The organism is Vibrio sp. Scap24 (assembly GCF_013394185.1).
In the GTDB taxonomy this organism is placed as follows: Bacteria; Pseudomonadota; Gammaproteobacteria; order Enterobacterales; family Vibrionaceae; genus Vibrio; species Vibrio pomeroyi.
Genome location: NZ_CP041332.1, coordinates 2,963,882 through 2,983,693 on the forward strand (window position 1 = coordinate 2,963,882; position 19,812 = coordinate 2,983,693).

At 45.3% G+C, this 19,812-nt stretch carries 15 protein-coding genes; 9 read left to right on the plus strand and 6 right to left on the minus strand.

From position 1 onward, the window contains the following. Positions 1 to 59: 59 nt before the first annotated feature. Positions 60 to 2,414 (plus strand): zinc/cadmium/mercury/lead-transporting ATPase, encoded by a 2,355-nt coding sequence (locus FLM53_RS13295; RefSeq protein ID WP_176681661.1) that lies wholly within the window; start codon positions 60 to 62, stop codon positions 2,412 to 2,414. A 283-nt stretch (positions 2,415 to 2,697) separates the two neighbouring features. Continuing rightward, positions 2,698 to 3,456: a uridine phosphorylase gene (udp, locus tag FLM53_RS13300; protein ID WP_017632176.1), complete on the plus strand. Its 759-nt coding sequence runs from the start codon at positions 2,698 to 2,700 to the stop codon at positions 3,454 to 3,456. Positions 3,457 to 3,682: 226 nt separating this feature from the next. Here udp and FLM53_RS13305 read toward each other — a convergent pair whose 3' ends face one another. Continuing rightward, positions 3,683 to 4,849 (minus strand): DUF1887 family protein, encoded by a 1,167-nt coding sequence (locus tag FLM53_RS13305; protein WP_017632175.1) that lies wholly within the window; start codon positions 4,847 to 4,849, stop codon positions 3,683 to 3,685. Between the two features lie 197 nt (positions 4,850 to 5,046). Beyond that, entirely contained in the window at positions 5,047 to 7,038 is a 1,992-nt protein-coding gene (locus tag FLM53_RS13310; RefSeq protein ID WP_176681660.1) for a methyl-accepting chemotaxis protein, read from the minus strand. A gap of 276 nt (positions 7,039 to 7,314) precedes the next feature. Between FLM53_RS13310 and hinT the strand changes: the two genes are divergently transcribed. The 7 genes from hinT to FLM53_RS13345 all read left to right on the plus strand — a co-directional run bounded on the left by hinT (position 7,315) and on the right by FLM53_RS13345 (position 13,912). After that, positions 7,315 to 7,665 (plus strand): purine nucleoside phosphoramidase, encoded by a 351-nt coding sequence (gene hinT / locus FLM53_RS13315; RefSeq protein ID WP_004736268.1) that lies wholly within the window; start codon positions 7,315 to 7,317, stop codon positions 7,663 to 7,665. 238 nt (positions 7,666 to 7,903) lie between these two features. Next, on the plus strand, positions 7,904 to 9,295 hold the full coding sequence (locus FLM53_RS13320) for a COG3014 family protein (RefSeq protein ID WP_176681659.1): 1,392 nt from the start codon (positions 7,904 to 7,906) through the stop codon (positions 9,293 to 9,295). Next, complete coding sequence (locus FLM53_RS13325; protein WP_017632173.1) at positions 9,295 to 9,678, plus strand: YcfL family protein; 384 nt, start codon at positions 9,295 to 9,297, stop codon at positions 9,676 to 9,678. Before FLM53_RS13320 ends, FLM53_RS13325 begins: the two co-directional genes overlap by 1 nt. Before the next feature lie 138 nt (positions 9,679 to 9,816). Beyond that, positions 9,817 to 10,407, plus strand: a complete 591-nt coding sequence (lpoB, locus tag FLM53_RS13330) for a penicillin-binding protein activator LpoB (protein ID WP_017060223.1) — start codon at positions 9,817 to 9,819, stop codon at positions 10,405 to 10,407. A 203-nt stretch (positions 10,408 to 10,610) separates the two neighbouring features. Next, positions 10,611 to 11,465, plus strand: coding sequence for a phosphotransferase (locus FLM53_RS13335; RefSeq protein WP_176681658.1), 855 nt, complete (start codon positions 10,611 to 10,613; stop codon positions 11,463 to 11,465). A gap of 108 nt (positions 11,466 to 11,573) precedes the next feature. Further along, positions 11,574 to 12,113, plus strand: coding sequence for an alpha/beta hydrolase YcfP (gene ycfP / locus FLM53_RS13340; protein ID WP_017632171.1), 540 nt, complete (start codon positions 11,574 to 11,576; stop codon positions 12,111 to 12,113). A gap of 509 nt (positions 12,114 to 12,622) precedes the next feature. Continuing rightward, positions 12,623 to 13,912 carry an NAD(P)/FAD-dependent oxidoreductase gene (locus tag FLM53_RS13345; protein ID WP_017632170.1) on the plus strand — a complete coding sequence of 430 codons (1,290 nt, stop codon included), beginning with the start codon at positions 12,623 to 12,625 and terminating at the stop codon, positions 13,910 to 13,912. 130 nt (positions 13,913 to 14,042) lie between these two features. On the opposite strand, the gene FLM53_RS13350 is transcribed toward FLM53_RS13345, so the two are convergent. The 4 genes from FLM53_RS13350 to FLM53_RS13365 form a co-directional block, all read right to left on the minus strand. After that, positions 14,043 to 14,588, minus strand: coding sequence for a GNAT family N-acetyltransferase (locus tag FLM53_RS13350; RefSeq protein ID WP_176681657.1), 546 nt, complete (start codon positions 14,586 to 14,588; stop codon positions 14,043 to 14,045). Between the two features lie 146 nt (positions 14,589 to 14,734). Further along, on the minus strand, positions 14,735 to 15,502 hold the full coding sequence (locus tag FLM53_RS13355) for a peptidoglycan binding protein CsiV (RefSeq protein ID WP_176681656.1): 768 nt from the start codon (positions 15,500 to 15,502) through the stop codon (positions 14,735 to 14,737). 63 nt (positions 15,503 to 15,565) lie between these two features. After that, a complete protein-coding gene (gene mfd / locus FLM53_RS13360) occupies positions 15,566 to 19,027 on the minus strand; it encodes a transcription-repair coupling factor (RefSeq protein ID WP_176681655.1) in 3,462 nt (1,153 codons plus the stop codon). Between the two features lie 6 nt (positions 19,028 to 19,033). Beyond that, a complete protein-coding gene (locus tag FLM53_RS13365) occupies positions 19,034 to 19,603 on the minus strand; it encodes a PilZ domain-containing protein (RefSeq protein WP_176681654.1) in 570 nt (189 codons plus the stop codon). Positions 19,604 to 19,812 lie beyond the last annotated feature (209 nt).

Here is a 19,812-nt window from a genome sequence, read left to right on the forward strand (position 1 = left end):
CCGTTGTTGTGCTTAAACGACAACGGCCTCAAGGCTTTTGAGTATTAAGGAGATACATTATGTGCGCAAAACACGCAGCGTGCCGCTCAGCAAAAGTGGACGTTCAACCTCAAGCGGTGGGAGCAGGTTGCTCTAGCCCTAAAATTTCAAGCATCACTGCAGCTGGCGTTTCGTCAGGATGTTGCAGCTCTTCTGCCGCGGCGTCATCGTCGTCTGGAGATGATTGTTGTGGATCGGACAGTGGAGAAGAAGACAGTCAGCCCTCAACTTTATCTCTCGATGCCCAATTTTCAAAAAGTTGGTTGGTTGCCGGAATGGACTGCCCAGCTTGTGCAAGAAAAATAGAAAACGCGATCAGTAACATTGACGGTGTGATTCAAGCGAAGGTTCTCTTTGCTACCGAAAAACTGGTTGTGAAATTCGATAATGAAAGTCTTGCTGACACCATTGAACAAGTCTCTATCAAAACTGGCTTCCCATTAACGGAAGTGGGTTCTAAGAAAGAAAAACAACAATCAGAGACCTTTTGGCAAGCTCATATTCAATCCAATTTACAGATCATAGCGATTGCAGCCGCAATGCTGTTCGCTGCGCTTCTGAAAAGTACTTCTCCTCAATTAAGTGAAGGCTTATTCACTGTCACCTGTTTACTCGGTTTATACCCAGTAGCTAAGAAAGCCGTACAATTGGCTCGCTCTGGTACGCCTTTTGCCATCGAAACCTTAATGAGTGTCGCTGCGCTCGGTGCTTTGTATCTTGGTGAAACCGCAGAAGCGGCGATGGTGTTGCTGTTGTTCTTGATTGGTGAACGCCTAGAAGCGTTTGCGTCATCAAGAGCAAGAAGTGGCGTTCAAGCTTTAATGGCATTAGTACCAGAGAACGCGACCAAGATTATCAACGGTGAACGTGTTGAAGTGGCGGTAAGCGAACTTGTCCCTGGCGATGTGATTGAGGTGGCGGCGGGCTCTCGTTTGCCTGCTGATGGCAAGCTGATGACCGATGCCGCGAGCTTTGATGAAAGCGCGTTAACGGGCGAGTCTGTTCCTGTTGAACACATCGAAGGTAACAGCATCATGGCGGGCGCTGTGGTGGTCGATAAAGTTGTGCGTATTACTATCACCTCTAAGCAAGGTGAGAATGCGATTGACCGTATTCTTCACCTGATTGAAGAGGCGGAATCTCGTAAAGCACCACTGGAACGTTTCCTTGATAAGTTCAGCCGTTGGTACACACCGTTAATGATGTTTGTTGCCTTGTTGGTGATCATCACGCCTCCACTGTTGTTTGCTCAACCTTGGGAAACATGGGTATACCGCGGCCTAGCGTTATTGTTGATTGCTTGTCCATGTGCCTTGGTTATCTCGACACCCGCGGCGATTACTTCTGGTCTAGCTGCAGCAGCGAAACGTGGTGCGCTAATTAAAGGCGGCGCAGCACTAGAGCAGCTTGGCAAGATTCAAACCATCGCTTTTGATAAGACGGGTACATTGACTGAGGGTAAACCTCAGGTAACCGATATTCAGGCACTATCAGGTTGGCAACAAGACGCGATGCTTCGTGTGGTTGGTGCTATCGAAGTGGGCTCTACTCACCCGTTGGCGCAGTCGCTGGTAGCGAAAGTAAAAGATCTGAATATTGAGATCCCAGAATCGCATAACAAGAAAGCGTTGATTGGTAGCGGTGTGGAAGGCGATGTCGATGGTGTTAAATACCAAGTTCTAGCTCCTTCTAAAGTGACTTTCGATCTTGATACTGATGTTGTGTCTCAGGTGGAAGCTCTAGAAGGTGAGGGCAAGACGGTTGTTATAGCCTTAGAGTTTAAGCATCAAGAGGAGTCAGCAGAACAATCGACAGCGATTGGTTTGATTGCGTGGCAAGATACGCTGCGCAGTGACGCTAAGGTTGCAATTGAAAGACTTAACGACTTGGGTATTCAATCTATCATGCTGACGGGTGACAACCCACGCAGTGCGGCTGCTATAAGTAGCAAGATAGGTATGCAGTACAAGGCGAGCCTACTTCCAAGCGACAAAGTGTCTTATGTTGAAGAGCTTTCTCAACAATCGCACGTTGCGATGGTCGGGGATGGCATCAATGATGCGCCAGCGATGAAAACCGCCAACGTGGGTATCGCGATGGGCGGAGGTACTGATGTTGCCTTGGAAACGGCGGATTCAGCCCTGACTCATAACCGCTTAACGGAACTGCCAGCGATGATTGAGCTATCGCAAGCAACCATGAATAATATTCGTCAAAACGTGGCTCTCGCGCTCGGTTTGAAAGGTGTGTTCTTGGTGACGAGCTTGTTCGGTATTACCGGTCTGTGGGTTGCAGTGTTAGCCGATAGTGGTGCAACTGCATTGGTCACATTGAACGCATTGCGTCTGCTTCGATTCAAATCTAAAGCGGATTAAATCGAGCTCACCGACATAGAGTATTCTTAATATAAAAAGCGCCTTTAGCGGTAATACGTTAAAGGCGCTTTTTGTCTCATTAGTATGCAACACAGGCGTATGGATTGCTTATTTTTGTGATGCCAATCGGTTTTTCGTGAAACTTGAAATCTTGTTGCGATCATTCATGTGACGGGTATCACTTCATTTTGTGGTGAGCTTGGTTAGAGTGTGTTCGTACCCCACGAATTTACTATGAGCTTAAATAAGGGTAAAAAGCCCAATAAGCCAAAAGGAGCGAACTATGTCTCAAGCTGTTTTCCATTTAGGTGTTACTGAAGCAGATCTTAACGGTGCTACTCTTGCGATCATCCCTGGTGATCCTGCTCGTGTACAAAAAATTGCAGAAGAGATGGAGAATCCAGTATTTCTTGCTAGCCATCGTGAATACACACTTTACCGCGCAGAACTAGACGGCAAGCCAGTTGTTGTATGTTCAACAGGTATCGGTGGTCCATCTACTTCTATCGCTGTAGAAGAGCTAGCTCAACTGGGTGTTCGCACTTTCCTTCGTGTTGGTACTACTGGTGCTATCCAACCTCACGTAAACGTGGGTGACATGATTGTTTCTACTGGTTCTGTTCGTCTAGACGGCGCTAGCCTGCACTTTGCTCCAATGGAGTTCCCTGCAGTAGCTGACTTCGAAGTGGCAACAGCAATGAAAGCAGCCGTTGAAGAGTCTGGCGCTGCAGTTCACATGGGCGTAACGGCTTCAAGTGACACTTTCTACCCAGGTCAAGAGCGTTACGACACGTTCTCTGGTCGTGTTGTTAAGCGTTTCCAAGGTTCAATGCAAGAATGGCAAGACATGGGCGTTCTAAATTTCGAGATGGAATCTGCAACACTGCTAACTATGTGTGCAAGTTCGGGTCTGAAAGCAGGTTGTGTTGCGGGTGTAATCATCAACCGTACTCAAAAAGAGACGCCTGATCACGATACGCTAAAAGTAACTGAAGCACGTTCAATCAAAGTGGTTGTAGAAGCTGCTCGTAAAATGCTTTAAGTCTTAAAGTGCTCTGAGTTTTAGAGAGCATTAAGTCTTCAAGTGACATTAAATTTTGAAAATGGCCGCATCGAATGATGCGGCCATTTTTTATGTGCTCTTTGAGTGATAGAGAGAAAGTAGACAAGACAAAGCATCAGATACAAAAAAGGCGAGTGACTTAATGGTCATTCGCCTTTTTAAGATTTTTTTAAGAGCGTTGAGACTCTCAAACGTTTACTTGTTTTTAGTACTCTAAATCTTCATTACCGCCAGCAGCTGTAAACCATGCCGTTAGGTGTGTTTTAAGGTCTTTTAACTCGTCAGGGCCAATCAGTGCAAGGCCAAGATCTTCTGCTCGTGTGATGTCATTATGGCGAAGCGGGCGGAAACTCACCAACATTGCACGTGCTTGTAGGCCACCTAGAAGGTCTCTCAGCGATTCAAGTTTGTATAAGGTGTCATCACCATCGTCACGCATACCTTTGGTCTTACATTCGATGATGTGTAGCTTATTGTTCACTACTGATGCTACGTCAAGCTCGTTTCGAACCTCACGTTCACCAAGTTGACGATATACCTGAACATTCAACGAACGGTCTTGGATAGTCGGCATGTCATCTTGGATTTGTTTCACAGTGCTGTGAACCAGAGTTTCTAACCATTCACCGTTTGAGAAGCGTCGCGCGTCTTCGTTGGCAAAGGTCAAAATACCGTTGTCGTAAGTCGCAATCTTCGCTTCAACCAAATCACTCAATAGCATGTTCAGTTCACGGTAGCCTTGTTGCTTCTCAGATAGTCCAACATCAAGTTTCTGTTCTTTACGGCAGGTCGTTGCTAGGTAGTTCAATGTAGCAAGGCCAGGACCTAATTCGAGTGCGTTACTTGCCCAACGTTCACCCAGTTCATACAGTTTCTGATCAAGTTGCGGAGACAGCTGTACATCGCTGAATTCACCACGAGCACCAAATACCGTTAGGTAGTCGTCGATAGTAATGCGGTCTTGAACTTGTGCGTCTTCTTTGCCATTCGGGTACAACCAGCAAAGCTTGTCACTGTTTGGTTCAACCACGAAGATTGGCCAGTGGTAAGTGCGGAATACTTCGTAAACAGAAAGTAGGCGGTGACGTAAGCCACAACTTGCGTTGAGCTTCACTTCTTGACCGCGAGCTTTGAGGTCTTCGGCAAGAGTTTGGATAGATTCTTTAATAACGGACGTGTTTACGATGGTCGGAATTTCGAAAAACTCACTGGTAATGTCGCGCTTCTGCAAAACGCTGTCTAAACGTTTGTACATACTGACTTGATTTTTGTCGCCGATAAACACGATGTGAGTGCTGACCGTTCGGTTATCAAGTAAAGGGGTGAGCAAGCGAATGGGGTCTTGATCGATAATGCCAACATGAACAGCCATATAAATTCCTTAATAGCGGCTCGCTCATAAAGGTGAAAGAAAAAACGGGAAGCAGCAAGCCTTAATAATCATATAATGACAAAGCTCATAAAAAACAAGGGCAACCCTTGATAAAAGTTGCCCTAGCTCAATTAGTTACCACTATTGGGTAAGAAGTCTCAAGAATCTCACTAAATATCTATCGATTCTTCATTTATCTATAGTTTGAATTGATGTACTAAATCACCTTGCTGATTTGCCAGAATCGTTAGGTTTTGGCTCGCTTCTGCAATTGATGACATCGCTTGATAACTCTTATCTGCGATGTGGTTGATGTCTTCAATGTTACGTGCAATATCGCCCGACGTTTCACTCTGCTCAGCGGCTGCTTGAGAAATATGTGTACTCATGTGGCTGATCTCTAGAATCAATGCTTGGATTTCTTCCATCGCACTGTTCGCACTTGATGCTTGTTGAACCGACATGTCCATATCGTTCATGCAGCTTTCAATCACGTTGCTTGCTGTCTTCGAGCTTGATTGTAGGTTGCTGATCATGGTCTCGATTTCAGACGTCGATTGCGTTGTCTTCTGCGCCAACACTCGAACTTCATCGGCAACGACCGCAAAGCCCCGACCTTGCTCACCCGCACGTGCTGCTTCGATGGCTGCGTTCAGTGCAAGTAGGTTGGTTTGCTCAGCGATGCCACGAATCACATCTAGGATTGAACCAATTTGGCTACTCATCTGTTGCAGCTCACCCACCGCACCGACAGATTCGTTCAAGCGAACCTCTAGTTGGTTAATGGTGCTGATGTTGGTGTTCATGATTTGACGACCAGATTCAGACGCTGACTCTACTTGTTGAACCATGGTTAATGAACTTTGCGCGCTGTTCGCCACTTCTTGCACAGAATGAGACATTTCTGTCATTGCTGTCGCAACGGTCGCGGTTTGTTCGCGCTGGCTGTTCAGTTGAGCCTGCGTTTCAGAAGATGTTTTCTGGTTAACGCTTGCCGTTTTAGTTAAGTCATCTGAAGCGTCATTCAACTTCACAAGGATATTGTGTAGATTATCGGCCAAGGTGTTGATGTGACGGCTCACGCGGCTGAATTCGTTGTCGTAACGAATGTCGATACGCTGAGTCATGTCACCTTCAGTTAGGCCTTCTAATGTCCCTAAAATGCGAGTTAGTGGCTCTCTTACACTGTGTGCAATGTGGTAGCCGATTGCAGCAGCGAATACCGTTACAACAATTCCAATCGTAATTGCGTTGAATAAGCCCTTGTCGTAAATGCTGCTTGCGTCTGCCAGTGAAGCGTTAAGTTGCTCTTCGGCAGTTACGTTGAATGAATCTAAAACCGCCATCGCTTGGTCAACTTCAACCGCTAGGTTTGCGATGTTGACGTACAGCGCTTGTTTCGCTTGTAGGTAGTTGTTGTGTTTGTCTAACACGCCGCCTTTTTGGCCAACGTCTTTGGTAAATTTCTGAACTGATTCATCGAACACGTTTTTAAGTGCAGGAAGCTGTGTCGCCAAGCCGCGGTATGCGTAGTTTAGGTGAGTCACTGCTTTCTTGTTTTGGTTAACGGCTTTTTGTACGAAGGCAACATCAGAGCTTGCTAGTGCATCTGAAGTGATTACTTCAGCGTCTTGCAGTTTGATGAAGTAGCTCTTCGCCATCACTTTTACAGAGATACTTTTTTGGTCAGCAACGTACTCTTTCATGCCAACCGTTAATTCTGAATGCAGGCGTTGGAAGTCACGTGATGCTTTTTGTACTTGTTCTTGTGCTTCAAACATTGCGACGTAGTTGTTCATCGCTTCGTCTGCTTCTGTAAAGTAGCGTTCTTCCATCGCTCGTAATTGTGCGATGCGTTCGATGAGTGTTGAGTCGTTCTGGCTTGCCGCTTCTAGATTGCTTAGAACTTCAGAAAAAGAGTTTTGTGATGCAGCAAACTCTGTACGCATTGCAGACATGCGTTCAGCGTTTTGTGTGGTTAAGAAGTCTTTGAATGACTTGTCAGCAGAGAGCAATTGAACACTTGTTTGATTTGAAAGCGCAACAAGCGGTAATGAGGTTTCTGAGACACTCTCAAAATTGCTGTGTATCTGATTCATGCTGTTCATCATGATGGTTATCGTGACTGCGAACATGATGATGATCAGTGCGAAACCAGCGTACATACGCTTGATCACAGATCCCTTCATGGCTTTCTCCCTAATAAAAATGCAGACCTAATGTCAGGTCAAAGTAAAACTAACAAAATTGTCAGCATTCTATTGAGCTCCGCTTACGCATTTTATGACGCATACGGCAAAAATAACCCTCAGTTATAATCAACATGCCATTCTTGAGAGCTAACACTGGTTTTCTTTGATTTGAACGGTGTTTTTTATTATGCTTTAAAGCGGATTTATTGTGGTTTGTTGCGGCATAGCGCATACTCAAAACATTAAAAAGTAAATGTTTTATCGGAGAAAAACATGGCTGAAGAAACCATCTTTAGTAAGATCATCAATAAAGAAATTCCTGCAGATCTGCTATACCAAGACGACTTAGTAACGGCGTTTCGCGATATTAACCCTCGCGCTCCTAGCCATATCCTAATCATCCCGAACAAGCTGATTCCAACAACCAACGATGTTGAAGTAGAAGATGAAGCGATGATGGGACGTATGTTTACCGTTGCTCGTAAGTTAGCTAAAGAAGAAGGCATCGCAGAAGATGGTTACCGTCTTATCGTGAACTGTAATTCTCACGGTGGCCAAGAGGTTTACCACATTCACATGCATTTAGTAGGCGGCCGTCCGCTTGGTCCTCTGCTAATGAGCTAGTGCGTTAGTTAATGAGCTAGCCAAAAAAGCTAACGAGTTAAGTAACATAAGTAGCTAGTTGGAAAATTTGTAGTTTGTATGCCAACTTTAAGTTTTATCTGTTGTCTGAATATCGGCATCGATTAGGTAGAGCCTAAAAAGCAAGGTATCCACTTGCTTAAGATCCTTTTAACAACACGTTTCGTTTTGATAATGAGACAACTAAAGTTGGCATTTTAAACATGCACGGAGACGATAAGTGAAGCAACAGTTTAGATTCGCTTCCATTGCCCTGTTATCGGCGTTGACCGCGGGTTGTGCGAGTATGTCTGCAGGCAGCCTGTTCAGTCATTACAGCGCGCAAAACAAAGCTATCTATCAAGCAGTGAAATCTGGAGATTATTCAGAGGCTCAACAAGAGCTACCAGATTACGCAGCAGGCGACATCCTTGATAACTTTGAAAGAGGCAGAATTAACCTGCTGGATCAAAAGTACCCTGAGAGTAAGTCTTCGTTAGAACTGGCTGATCAGGCCGTAAAAGATCAACAAAACAAAGCTGTGATCTCTATTTCAGACAGTGCAACCAGCGTAGGTGCGTTGGCTGTAAACGACAATATCACCGAGTATGTGCCGCCTGATTACGAGTTAGGCTTTCTTCATCTCTATCTCGGTTTGAACTACCTAAAGAAAAACGATTTAGAAGGTGCGGTGATTGAAATGCGTCGCGCCAACCAAGTTCAAGAACAAGCAAAGAAGCAACGTGAAGCTGAGCTAGAAAGAGCCGCTAACGATGCGAAGAAGCAGGGCTTGTCTGCCAATGTTGGTAGCATCCTTGCCAATTATCCGGATGCGGGTAAGAAGTTACAGTCAGTTCAGAATGCGTATTTGATGTTTTTGTCGGGGCTGCTTTATGAAGCTTCAAACGATTTAAACAGTGCTTATGTCGACTATCGACGTGCTTTGGCTGTCATGCCGGAGAACCAAGAGATCATCGATAGAACGATGGCGACAGCCGCTCGTTTAGGCATGCGACAAGATTTAGAGACACTTGAAAAGCGTTACAAGCAATCTTCTAAGCTTGGCGGCGGTCAAGGCCGTGTGATTGTTCTTCAAGAGCAAAGCGCTGTTCAAGCAATGGACAGTTGGCGATTGGATTTACCTGTTTATGACAGTCGCGATCAAGGGGCAATATATTCTCTTGCGCTGCCATATTACCCGAGCCAAAACGTAGAGCGCTTTTCTGCGTTACGAATCAGTGGACAACCGTTACAAGAACACTTGATTACGGATGTAAACGCGATGGCTCAGAACGATTTATCTGAGCGCATGACGACAATTGTTATTCGCCAAGCGCTGCGTGTGGTCGCGAAAGATCGCATTCGTAAAGAAGCAACCAAGGGCGATGATGTCGGTAACATCTTGTTCAATGTGTGGAACACACTGACAGAGCAACCAGACACGCGCAGTTGGCAATCTTTGCCTGCTGAGATTAAGAGCAGCACGTTTGTAGCAAATAGCGGTCAATATACGTTAGAAGCGGGCGCTAAAACGTATGACTTTGATATTCGAGAAGGGCAGACCACCTTGGTTTGGATTTCTCGACAAGGGAATAACGCAACAATGTGGCATAAACAGCTAGGGAGGCTGTAATGAAAAAGTGGTTAGTGAGCTTAGCAGCGGTTATGGCTCTGGCTGGTTGTGCTGATAATACAGCTGGCGTAAGGGTTGATAGTCTGACTCAGAACGTTTTCTTTGGTGACAAGGTATTGGGTAGCCGTTTACAGGTTGAAGATATACGCACCGATCTAGTCGACGGTCATACACGAGGAATCGTTCGTTTAAACAGTAACTATAAAGGTGATCAACATATCCTTTATCGTTTTTACTGGTACGACGATGCCGGGCTTGAGGTCAACCTAAAACAAGGTCCTTGGAAACAAGCGATTGTTCGTGGCTTTGAAAGTCTGTCGTTGTCGGAAGTGTCGGTAAACCCGAAAGCAACTCAGTTCCGAGTTCAGTTCCGAGAGCAGTAAGCTCGATTAGAATAGATTTAGTGACAACTGGCTTTAGTTAACATCGACTAGAGTTTCAGAAAGCGGATTCATTGATTCGCACAGACAAGAATTTAAGAGTGTGGGTAACCCCACTCAGTGATAAGTTGAGGAAACAAAATGAAAAAGAGTGTCATTGCGCTACTAGGTTTAGCGGTTATTTTAGGCGGTTGTTCGAACAAGGTAAGCTACGGTGATGCACAAGCAGTAGAAACCACGACAATCGATTTCGGTTCAACTGACCTTCAAACGATTGCGGGTGAAATGGTCGATAGCATGATGGCTTCTGGTTCAGTGTCTTACATTACTCGTGAACAGCGTCCAATCGTGTTCGTTGAGCGCATCAAGAACAAAACAAGTGAGCACATCGATACTGAGTCAATCACTGACACAATCAGTACTAAGATGCTGAACTCTGGTAAGTTCCGTTTCGTTGATATGGACCGTGTAGAGTCTGTTCGTGACCAACTGAACTTCCAAAACAATGATGAGCTAGTAAACCAAAGCTCAGCAATCCAGTTCGGTAAAATGGTTGGTGCTCAGTACATGTTGTACGGCAACCTATCAAGCATCGTGAAGAAAGCGGGCAGCGATGAAGACGTATACTACAAAATGACTATGCGTCTTATGGATCTTGAGTCTGGCTTGATTGAATGGGCTGACGAGACTGAAATCCGTAAGCAACAATCTAAGAGCCTTTTGGGTCTTTAATTTCGCTTAACTGCCAACTATGTGCCGCCAGTTTTGATAGCACTTACTCTTGAAAGTACTTGATTTTGACGGTGCTTGATCTTGAGTGAGCATAGGTTGGTCACACGCCAATGCAGTACATGATGTGCTGTTAATGAAGAGGCACTGGCTTTTGGTCAGTGTCTTTTTTGTAGGGAAACAAAGACGTTTATAGGGAATAAGCAATGGCAATTTTTTCTTGGTCTGAGGCTAAGCTTCTTGATACCAGTTTGAGTTCGCTCGATGGTTACTTTTCTGAACCACCGATTAGGGCGCAGACTCTGACAGGCGGTTTGACTAATCGATGTTGGAAGCTGGTTTCATCCGATGGCACAGCTTATGTGTGGCGCCCAATCACACCGATCACCAAAGCCTTCTTTATCTCTCGTCATGAAGAATATCAAGTGCTCTCTGCTATTGAGCGTCTTGGTATTGGCCCAAGCCCAATGGTAGTGAATGAGCAAGGGCTACTGGTTGAATGGATTGATGGTGAGACCCTTTATGAAGGGTTAGACATTGATGACCTGTTGAAAACTCTGATCTCTGTGCATCTGGTTAATACAGCGCGTTTGCCGCTCCAACCATTCAGCTTTACAGCAAGAGTCGACCATTATTGGCTACAGCTTGATGCGATTCATAAAACAGAAACCTGCACCAAGATTTACCAAGAGTGGCGAACTGCTCCAAGTATTCCAAGCGTTGATCTATCTTTGTGCCATTTTGATTTAGGTGGTTACAACTTAGTAAGAAGCAGCGATGAGATTAAGATTATTGATTGGGAATACGCAGCGCTAGCCGACCCTAGGCTTGATCTAACCTTAACCATTGCCGTTGCAGGTGTGCCAGTTTCGGAAGCGGTTAACAAGTATTGTCAGCTGCGAGGCATTCATGATGTTCAGCCTTGGCTTGATGGTGTAGAAGCATGGTTACCAAGAAGTCAAATGATGGCAATGCTGTGGTATTTGCTCGCTCACCAGTTATGGGGCGACGAAAGTTACCTGCGCGAAGCAGAGGCTCTAAGTCACACTTTATGTAGCTAGGATCACGTTTAGGAAGTGAAAAATATAATTTCGGTGGTCTTCCCTTTAAAACCTTGTTTTTCGTGTTAGATTGATCAGAACGTACCAATATTCAACGGGGGAGGTACAATGATTATCTATCTACATGGCTTCGACTCAACAAGCCCGGGCAATCACGAAAAAATACTGCAGTTGCAATTCATTGATGATGACGTTCGTTTCATTAACTACAGTACTTTGCATCCAAAACACGATATGCAGCATTTGCTAAAAGAAGTGCATAAAGTGATAGAGCAATCCGATGATCCGCATCCAATCATTTGTGGTGTTGGTTTAGGTGGTTTTTGGTCTGAGCGTATTGGTTTCTTATGTGGCATTAAGCAGGTGGTCTTCAACCCAAATCTGCACCCTGAGAACAATATGGTAGGTCGCATTGACCGTCCAGAAGAGTACGAAGACATCGCTACTAAGTGTGTTGCTCAATATCGTATGAAGAACAAAGGTCGCTGTTTAGTGGTGCTTTCTCGTGAAGATGAAATTCACGACAATAGCAAAACAGCCGCTGCGCTCGAAGATTACTACGACGTAATCTGGGACGAGAAAGAGAGTCATAAATTCAAAAAGATCTCTCAGCACCTTCAGGCAATGAAAGCGTTTAAGAACGCCTAATCACTCCGGTTATTTTATAAAAGCAGCACTCATTTGGGTGCTGCTTTTTCACATTTGAATCTTGGGGATCGGTATTGATAAAACAGTTGTATATGTTTTATTGCTCAGTTTGTGCATTTATAGATAAGTTTGCGCAAACGTTAACTAATTAGCCGCGAATCCTCATTGCGGGTAAGGATTTTTGTTGCGGTCATCTTTTTGCTATATATAATGTTCCCAAGCAAAATATTTTGACAAATATCAAAAAAAATTGAGAGCGAGTGAAAAACTTGCCCATAATTTGCGTTCTATCTCTCAGCTAGACGCCTTTTTTATCCATGTGAGCAGAGCGACAAACGAATGTTTGTTGTTTGTAATCCCTCTAACTACTCGGTGAGCTGTCGTTATTCTTTTTCGCGGTTATCCAATATGTCACAGCCTTATCAACAAGGCCGAGTAGATACATAGAATTTATCGGTTGGAGCAATCGGACCGAACCCCATTTATTCATTTTGTAGAGGATTGTCATTGTGACAAAAATTATCGTAGTAGGCGGCGGTGCTGGTGGTTTAGAACTAGCAACTAAGCTAGGCCGAACTTTAGGTCGTAAGAAACGTGCCCAGATCACTCTGGTAGACCGTAAAGCAAGCCACCTATGGAAACCATTACTTCATGAAGTAGCAACTGGCTCACTGGATGAAGGTGTTGATGCATTAAGCTACCGCGCACACGCAAAAAACCATTACTTCGACTTCCAAATGGGCAGCCTGAACGACATCGATCGTGAACGTAAAGTGATTGCACTGAGCGAACTGAAAGATGAGCACGGTGAACTGCTGATGCCAAGCCGTGAACTTGAATACGACATTCTTGTTATGGCACTAGGTTCAACGTCGAACGACTTCAACACTCCTGGCGTTCGTGATAACTGTATTTTCCTTGATAGCCCAGAACAAGCGCACCGTTTCCGTACTGAAATGAACAATCAGTTCTTAAAGCTTCATGCTAAGAACGGTCAAGGTACGGTAGATATCGCGATTGTTGGTGCGGGCGCAACGGGTGTTGAGCTTTCTGCAGAGCTTCACAACGCAGTAAAAGAGCTTCGTACTTACGGTTTCGGTGATCTAGATTCAAGCAAGCTGAACGTAAACCTAGTGGAAGCGGGTGAGCGTATTCTTCCAGCTCTTCCTCCTCGTATTTCAAGCGCAGCACACTCTGAGCTAACTAAGCTTGGTGTGAATGTTCGTACGAATACTATGGTGACGCAAGCTGATGCTGATGGTCTAACAACCAAAGATGGTGACAAGATCCCTGCACAAATCATGGTATGGGCAGCAGGTATTAAAGCGCCAGATTTCATGAAAGATATTGGTGGTCTTGAGACTAACCGTATCAATCAACTGGTTGTAAAAAACACGCTGCAAACGACGCTGGATGACAACATCTTTGCTATCGGTGACTTGGCGCAATGTACACAAGCAGATGGTTCATTCGTTCCACCACGTGCACAAGCGGCTCACCAGATGGCAAGCTGCGCATTCAGTAACATCATTGCTAAGCTGAACGGTCGTGACCTGAAAGACTACATCTACAAAGATAAAGGCTCACTGGTTTCACTAAGCCGTTTCTCTACTGTAGGTAGCTTGATGGGTAACCTGACTAAAGGTTCTATGATGGTTGAAGGTCGTATTGCTCGTGTGGTTTACATTTCTTTGTACCGCATGCACCAGATGGCACTTCACGGCTTGATCAAAACATCACTGATGATGTTGGTTGGTCGTATTAACCGTGTACTTCGTCCAAACCTAAAGCTTCACTAATCAGCTAAGCCTGATAATGGCTTCACGCTGATAATAAAAAAGAGCTCTTCGGAGCTCTTTTTTGATCGTGCCAGTTAAGTGACATTTACCCAGTTTAGTGATGTTCGCGCTTATCACTGAGTAGTAACGTTTAAGCCGTTGGCGGCAATACCGAGTAAACCACGCCATCTTTCGGTTGTCCGTTAAACAGAAATCGATTCTTGGCAATGGTTTCTCGCTCTGCACCGCACTTCTCTATCAGCTTTTGGCTTGGTAGATTTTCGGTATCACAAACGATCTCTAAGCGCGTAAGCTTAAGCTGAGCAAAGCAGAACTCAAATAAGGCCAGCATCGCTTCTTTGGCAATGCCTCTCCTTTGAAACTCGTCACCGACCCAATACCCTAAACTCGCCATATTGAAGGTGTGGTAAAGCTCATTGATCGCCACCATTCCGACCAGCTTATCGGTTTTTCGCTCAAAGATTCCAAAACCAAACGCATCGGCTTTCACCCAGTTCAGGCGAGTTGCCAGAATGAATTTTTCGGCTTCGACGATAGAAAACTTATCATGACACCAGTCTACCCAAGGTAATAAGCTCGGTGAGGATTTGATCAGCTGAGCAAACTCTTGAGCATCTGAGGCTTCAATGATTTTGAGGCTTAGATTCTGTGTATTGATCTGAAAGTCTGGGCTCATAGGACGCACCAAATAACATGTAATGGCTAATAAAACGCCCTCACAATGGAGGGCGTATTCAATGCTTAATACAACTTCAATTCTTTATATCAAGTTCCACTTTCTATAAGGATAGTGGAACTCTAGCTGAAGACTGATTACGTGGCTTATTGAGCGACGCGACGTACTTGAATCACCATGCCAAGAAGTGGGTGGTCTAGATAGTGAGTCTCAGTACTGCGCATGCGACGTTTTTGGTCCATACGGTAGCTCTTAAGGAACTCTTGCACTTCAACGGTCGGAGATATCTCGGTAAGGTTACCCACCTGAATATTGCTCTCTGCACCACTTACTGGCGAATCTAGTTCGATTTGCTGTTCTTGCAGCGTCACTTCACGAACGCTTGGCGCTTTTAAATCCAGCGTCGTTTCAGCATATAGATAGTGCTGTACGTAGATTTGTAGCTTGCCATCTAACTCGTAAAGTGGCTTATCAATGGTCTCTTCTTGGAAACCATCTGGATTTGATGCAGTGGCAGTACCTTTCTCAGAGCCATCGGCATTGAACTGTTTAGAGAAGTCTTTACCTGCTTGAATGTGGAAAACAGGTGCTGAACTCTTACCTTGGTCACCTTGACGCCAAGCTGTATGCATCAGAACTTCAAAGCCTGCGTGTTTGCGTAGCTTGTCTTTCTGAGGTGTTAACTTGTATTCCGAGTAAGGAAGCATCTGCACGCCTTTCTTCGCTCGGTATTGGGTATCTTGAAATGAACCAACGCGCTCAAGTGAAATCTTAGGCTGTGTGTTTGGCCAAGATTCATTTACTTTTTCTGCATCAACAGCGCGCTTAAAAATGATCACTTCTATATCAAATTGTCTCTGCGCCAAACTTGGCAGTGAGACGAACAATAGTAGCAGTGGGATCAGTCTTTTCATTTTTACTCCGTCTTCCAGCCGAACTACCGGCTGGATAATTTATATGTGCAAGTGGATTGGGTCTTATGCTGAAGGCAGCAAGTTCTGTCTGAATTCGCCCAATAAATCACTAACAAATTGAATTCGTTTCCGTCTGTCGACCAATGGTATCGTAAACTTGAACTTAGTTGGTCCTTCCATTGAAAACTTTTGCGGTTGAGATTGCAACAGTTTAACAAGGTAGGCCGGGTTTATGTCAGCATCCGGGTAGAATTCTAAGAATCCACCCTTATCGTGAGCCTCAATTTTCTTCGCTTTAATTGACGCAGCCGCTAACTTAAGCTCAGAAACTGACAATAAGTTCTTGGTGGCATCTGGAAGAATACCGAAGCGATCGATCAACTCAACTTTAAGCTCAGCCAACTCATCGGTATCACTCACGCTCGCAATACGTTTGTAGGTCGATAGACGCGTGTTGATGTCTGGGATATAGTCGTCTGGCAATAGTGCCGGCAAGCGCATTTCAATCTCAGTTTGCTCACGCAATAGGTCATCAAGTGAAGGCTCGCGACCTTCTTTCAATGCCTCTACTGCTTGCTCAAGCATCTCCATGTACAAGGTAAAGCCAACCGACTGAATCTGACCACTCTGCTCATCACCCAATAGCTCACCTGCACCACGAATCTCTAAATCGTGAGTTGCTAAGGTGAAGCCCGCGCCCAAGTCTTCAAGTGAAGCAATCGCGTCTAGTCGCTTAATCGCATCTTTGGTCATTGCCTTTGGATGCGGCGTTAACAAGTAAGCATAAGCTTGGTGGTGAGAACGACCCACACGGCCACGTAATTGGTGCAGCTGTGCTAAACCAAGGTTATCGGCTCTGTCCATTAAGATAGTATTCGCTGTTGGAACATCGATACCGGTCTCAATGATGGTTGTACACACCAGAAGGTTAAAGCGTTGGTGGTAGAAGTCATTCATGATGCGCTCTAGCTCGCGCTCTCGCATTTGACCATGAGCCACCGTCACGCGTGCTTCTGGAATCAGTTTCTGTAGTGATTCAGCCGTTTTCTCAATCGTATCGACTTGGTTGTGCAGGAAGTACACCTGGCCACCACGCATGATTTCACGCAGTACCGCTTCTCTCACCACGGCATCATCACTTTGACGCACAAAGGTTTTGATTGCTAAGCGTCGTGCAGGCGGCGTTGCGATGATAGACAAGTCACGCATACCACTCATCGCCATATTTAGCGTTCGTGGAATAGGCGTTGCGGTTAACGTTAAGATGTCGACATCCGCACGCATCGCTTTTACTTTCTCTTTCTGACGCACGCCAAAGCGGTGTTCTTCATCGACAACCAGCAAGCCAAGATCTTTAAACTTAATATCACTAGAAAGCAGCTTGTGAGTGCCGACCAAGATATCGACCTTACCGTCGGCGACATCTTGCATGATTAATTTCTGCTCTTTGGCTGATTTGAATCGAGACAAAACTTCGACACGAATCGGCAAGTTGGCGAAACGGTCGCGGAAGTTTTCGAAGTGTTGCTGCGCAAGTAGGGTAGTCGGAACCAACACTGCCACTTGTTTGCTGTTATCGGTACACACGAATGCCGCGCGCATCGCCACTTCTGTCTTACCGAAACCAACATCACCACACACTAGGCGGTCCATGGCTTTTGCTTGGCACATGTCAGACATAACCGCATTGATTGCCATCGCTTGGTCATCGGTTTCTTCAAACGGGAAGCCAGATTTGAAGGTTGCGTATTGACCGCGATCCAATACAAATTTGTAGCCAGGTTTGAGCTCACGCTTGGCGTAAACATCAAGTAATTCTGCGGCCACGTCACGGACTTTTTCAGCGGCACGCTTACGTGCTTTTTGCCATGCTTCACCGCCCAGTTTATGTAAAGGTGCCGAGTCTTCAGCACCACCAGAGTAGCGTCCAATGAGATTCAAAGAAGCAACAGGCACGTACAACTTGGCATCGTTTTGATACTCAAGGGTTACGTACTCAGTTTTCATGCCACCGGCTTCGAGTGTTTGCAAGCCGATGTAGCGACCAATACCGTGGTCAATGTGAACAACGGGCTGACCCGGTTTCAACTCCGCAAGGTGACGAATTACCGTGTCGCTGTTGACGCTTTTCTTATCTTTCTTACGACGCTGAACAACACGATCGCCAAGTAAGTCGCTTTCACAGATAAGTGCAATGTTTTGTTCTTCATGGATAAAGCCGTGTTCAGCTGAACCAAGAATGAGGCTGAACTTGTCTTTCGCTTTAATTGCGCCATCGAGGTTTTCAACTTCGCTTGGTCGTACTTTAATACCACGAAGCAGTTCACTCAGTGCTTCACGACGACCTTCTGATTCAACTGAAAAAACCACTTTGCCGTCGAAGGCTTCTGTGAACTTTCTTAGGTTAGCTAAAGGTTCTTTATTTTGATGCTGAACGCTGAGGTCAGGCAATGACACGACAGGCAAGTTAGTGCGGCCTGCTTTTTCTTCAATCGACTCTAGGCTTAGGTTGACCTGTGGCTTCTGTTTGAAGTGAGCGAACAACTCGTCTTTCTTCAACCAAAGTTGCTCAGGTGTCAGCAGTGGTCGTAGTGGATCAACACCACGTTGCTCGTATCTATGAGCGACATCAGCAAGGAAAGAATCAACAGCGGTTTCTACATCACCCAGAACCAAGAGTTGCGCTTCATCGGCAACATAGTCAAAAAGCGTTTCTGTGTGATCGAAGAACAGCGGTTGCCAATACTCAATACCAGCTGGCCATGTGCCTTTAGATACCTGCATATAAACCGATTCTGGTTCGCGGCGGGCATCAAACTGTTGACGCCAACGAATACGGAAATCTTCAATCGCCGTTTCCGAGGTTGGGAATTCGTGAGCAGGTAATAGGCGGATCTCAGAGATGTCTTCGATAGAACGTTGATTTTCAGGGTCGAAGGTACGAATGGTATCGATCTCATCATCGAAGAAGTCGATGCGATACGGGTCTTTGCTGCCCATAGGGAACAGGTCGAGAATCGAACCACGACTTGCGTATTCACCTGGGCCAAACACTTGATCAACGTAACGATAGCCCGACTTTTCAAGTTGCAGGCGCAGTTTCTCTAAAGAGTAGAGATCGCCTGTCTTCACCATTAGAGTGTGTTGCAGCAAGAAGTCACGCGGCGATTGACGCTGAAGTAGCGTGCTGATCGGTACGATCGTAATACCGTCTTTTAATGTTGGTAAGGCATAAAGGCGTGCGATACGATCTGAAATGATCTCTTGGTGTGGAGAAAAGCTGTCGTAAGGCAGTGTTTCCCAGTCTGGGAATAGTGCGACTTCATGTGCCGTAAACTGTTCAATTTCAGATTGCAGCTTAAGTGCCACTTGTGGGTCTGGCACTGCAAGTACGGTATGGTTGTTGTGCTGCTCTGCGAGTTTCGCGATGGCCAGAGCGAGAGACGAACCGACTAGGTTACCGATGTGCTTCTTGTCACCGGCTCCTTTAAGTGTAGGTAGTGTAAAAATAGATTGTTTGGTCATGTTAATTTACTTGTTATCTCGTTCTAGAGAGCGTTGACGCAAAAGTTTCTGTTGTTGATGAAGTGCCGCTTTGATTAGCAGGTCTTGGTCGGTGTCGCGAAGATGAGCGTATTTGAAGTTGATTTCGAAACCTGAATCTTTAGGTTGGCTTGTAAACACTTCCGCGTAGCAGTAAATGGCTGCGGCAGGGTGCTCTAGGAACAGTTTAGCTTTTACTAAACGTCCCGCTTCGATATCTGTTTTTGAAAAACAGGAAAATTGACTCGCACCGAAAGAGTAGGTGTGAGTACGAAACTTCTCTTCATCTTGCTGCGATAACATAAAGCTCAACAACAGGTTTAATTTAGAGTTCTGTGCATCCAATAAACTGGTGACATTCTTCAAGTCGCTGTTTTTCAGTTCAGCGCGAGCACTGTCGGCTAACAGGTCCAATTGGCTAAATTCACTCGCCACAACGAAAGGGGCAGGGATCTCGGATTCGAACTGAATTTGAGAAGGTAAAGTGAAGTTACTTTCCATTGGTTCTATATTAGCGGTAAGGCTGTGGTGAACGGTGAAAAACTCTTGTTCTGTCATGCGTTAGTTCCTTGAAGTGATCTATTGATTATCGCTATGTGGCCGCAGTAATCAAGGTCAGTTAATTGAAAGTCTCAAATAGTTGTTTGAAATATCGCTATTTGACAAGGTTCTGTTTTTGAAGCCTAACTAATTGAGTTAATTCACTCTATATTTTCAATTAACCCCTACACAGTAACAGCAATACCCGTTACATTAACCCGCATCCC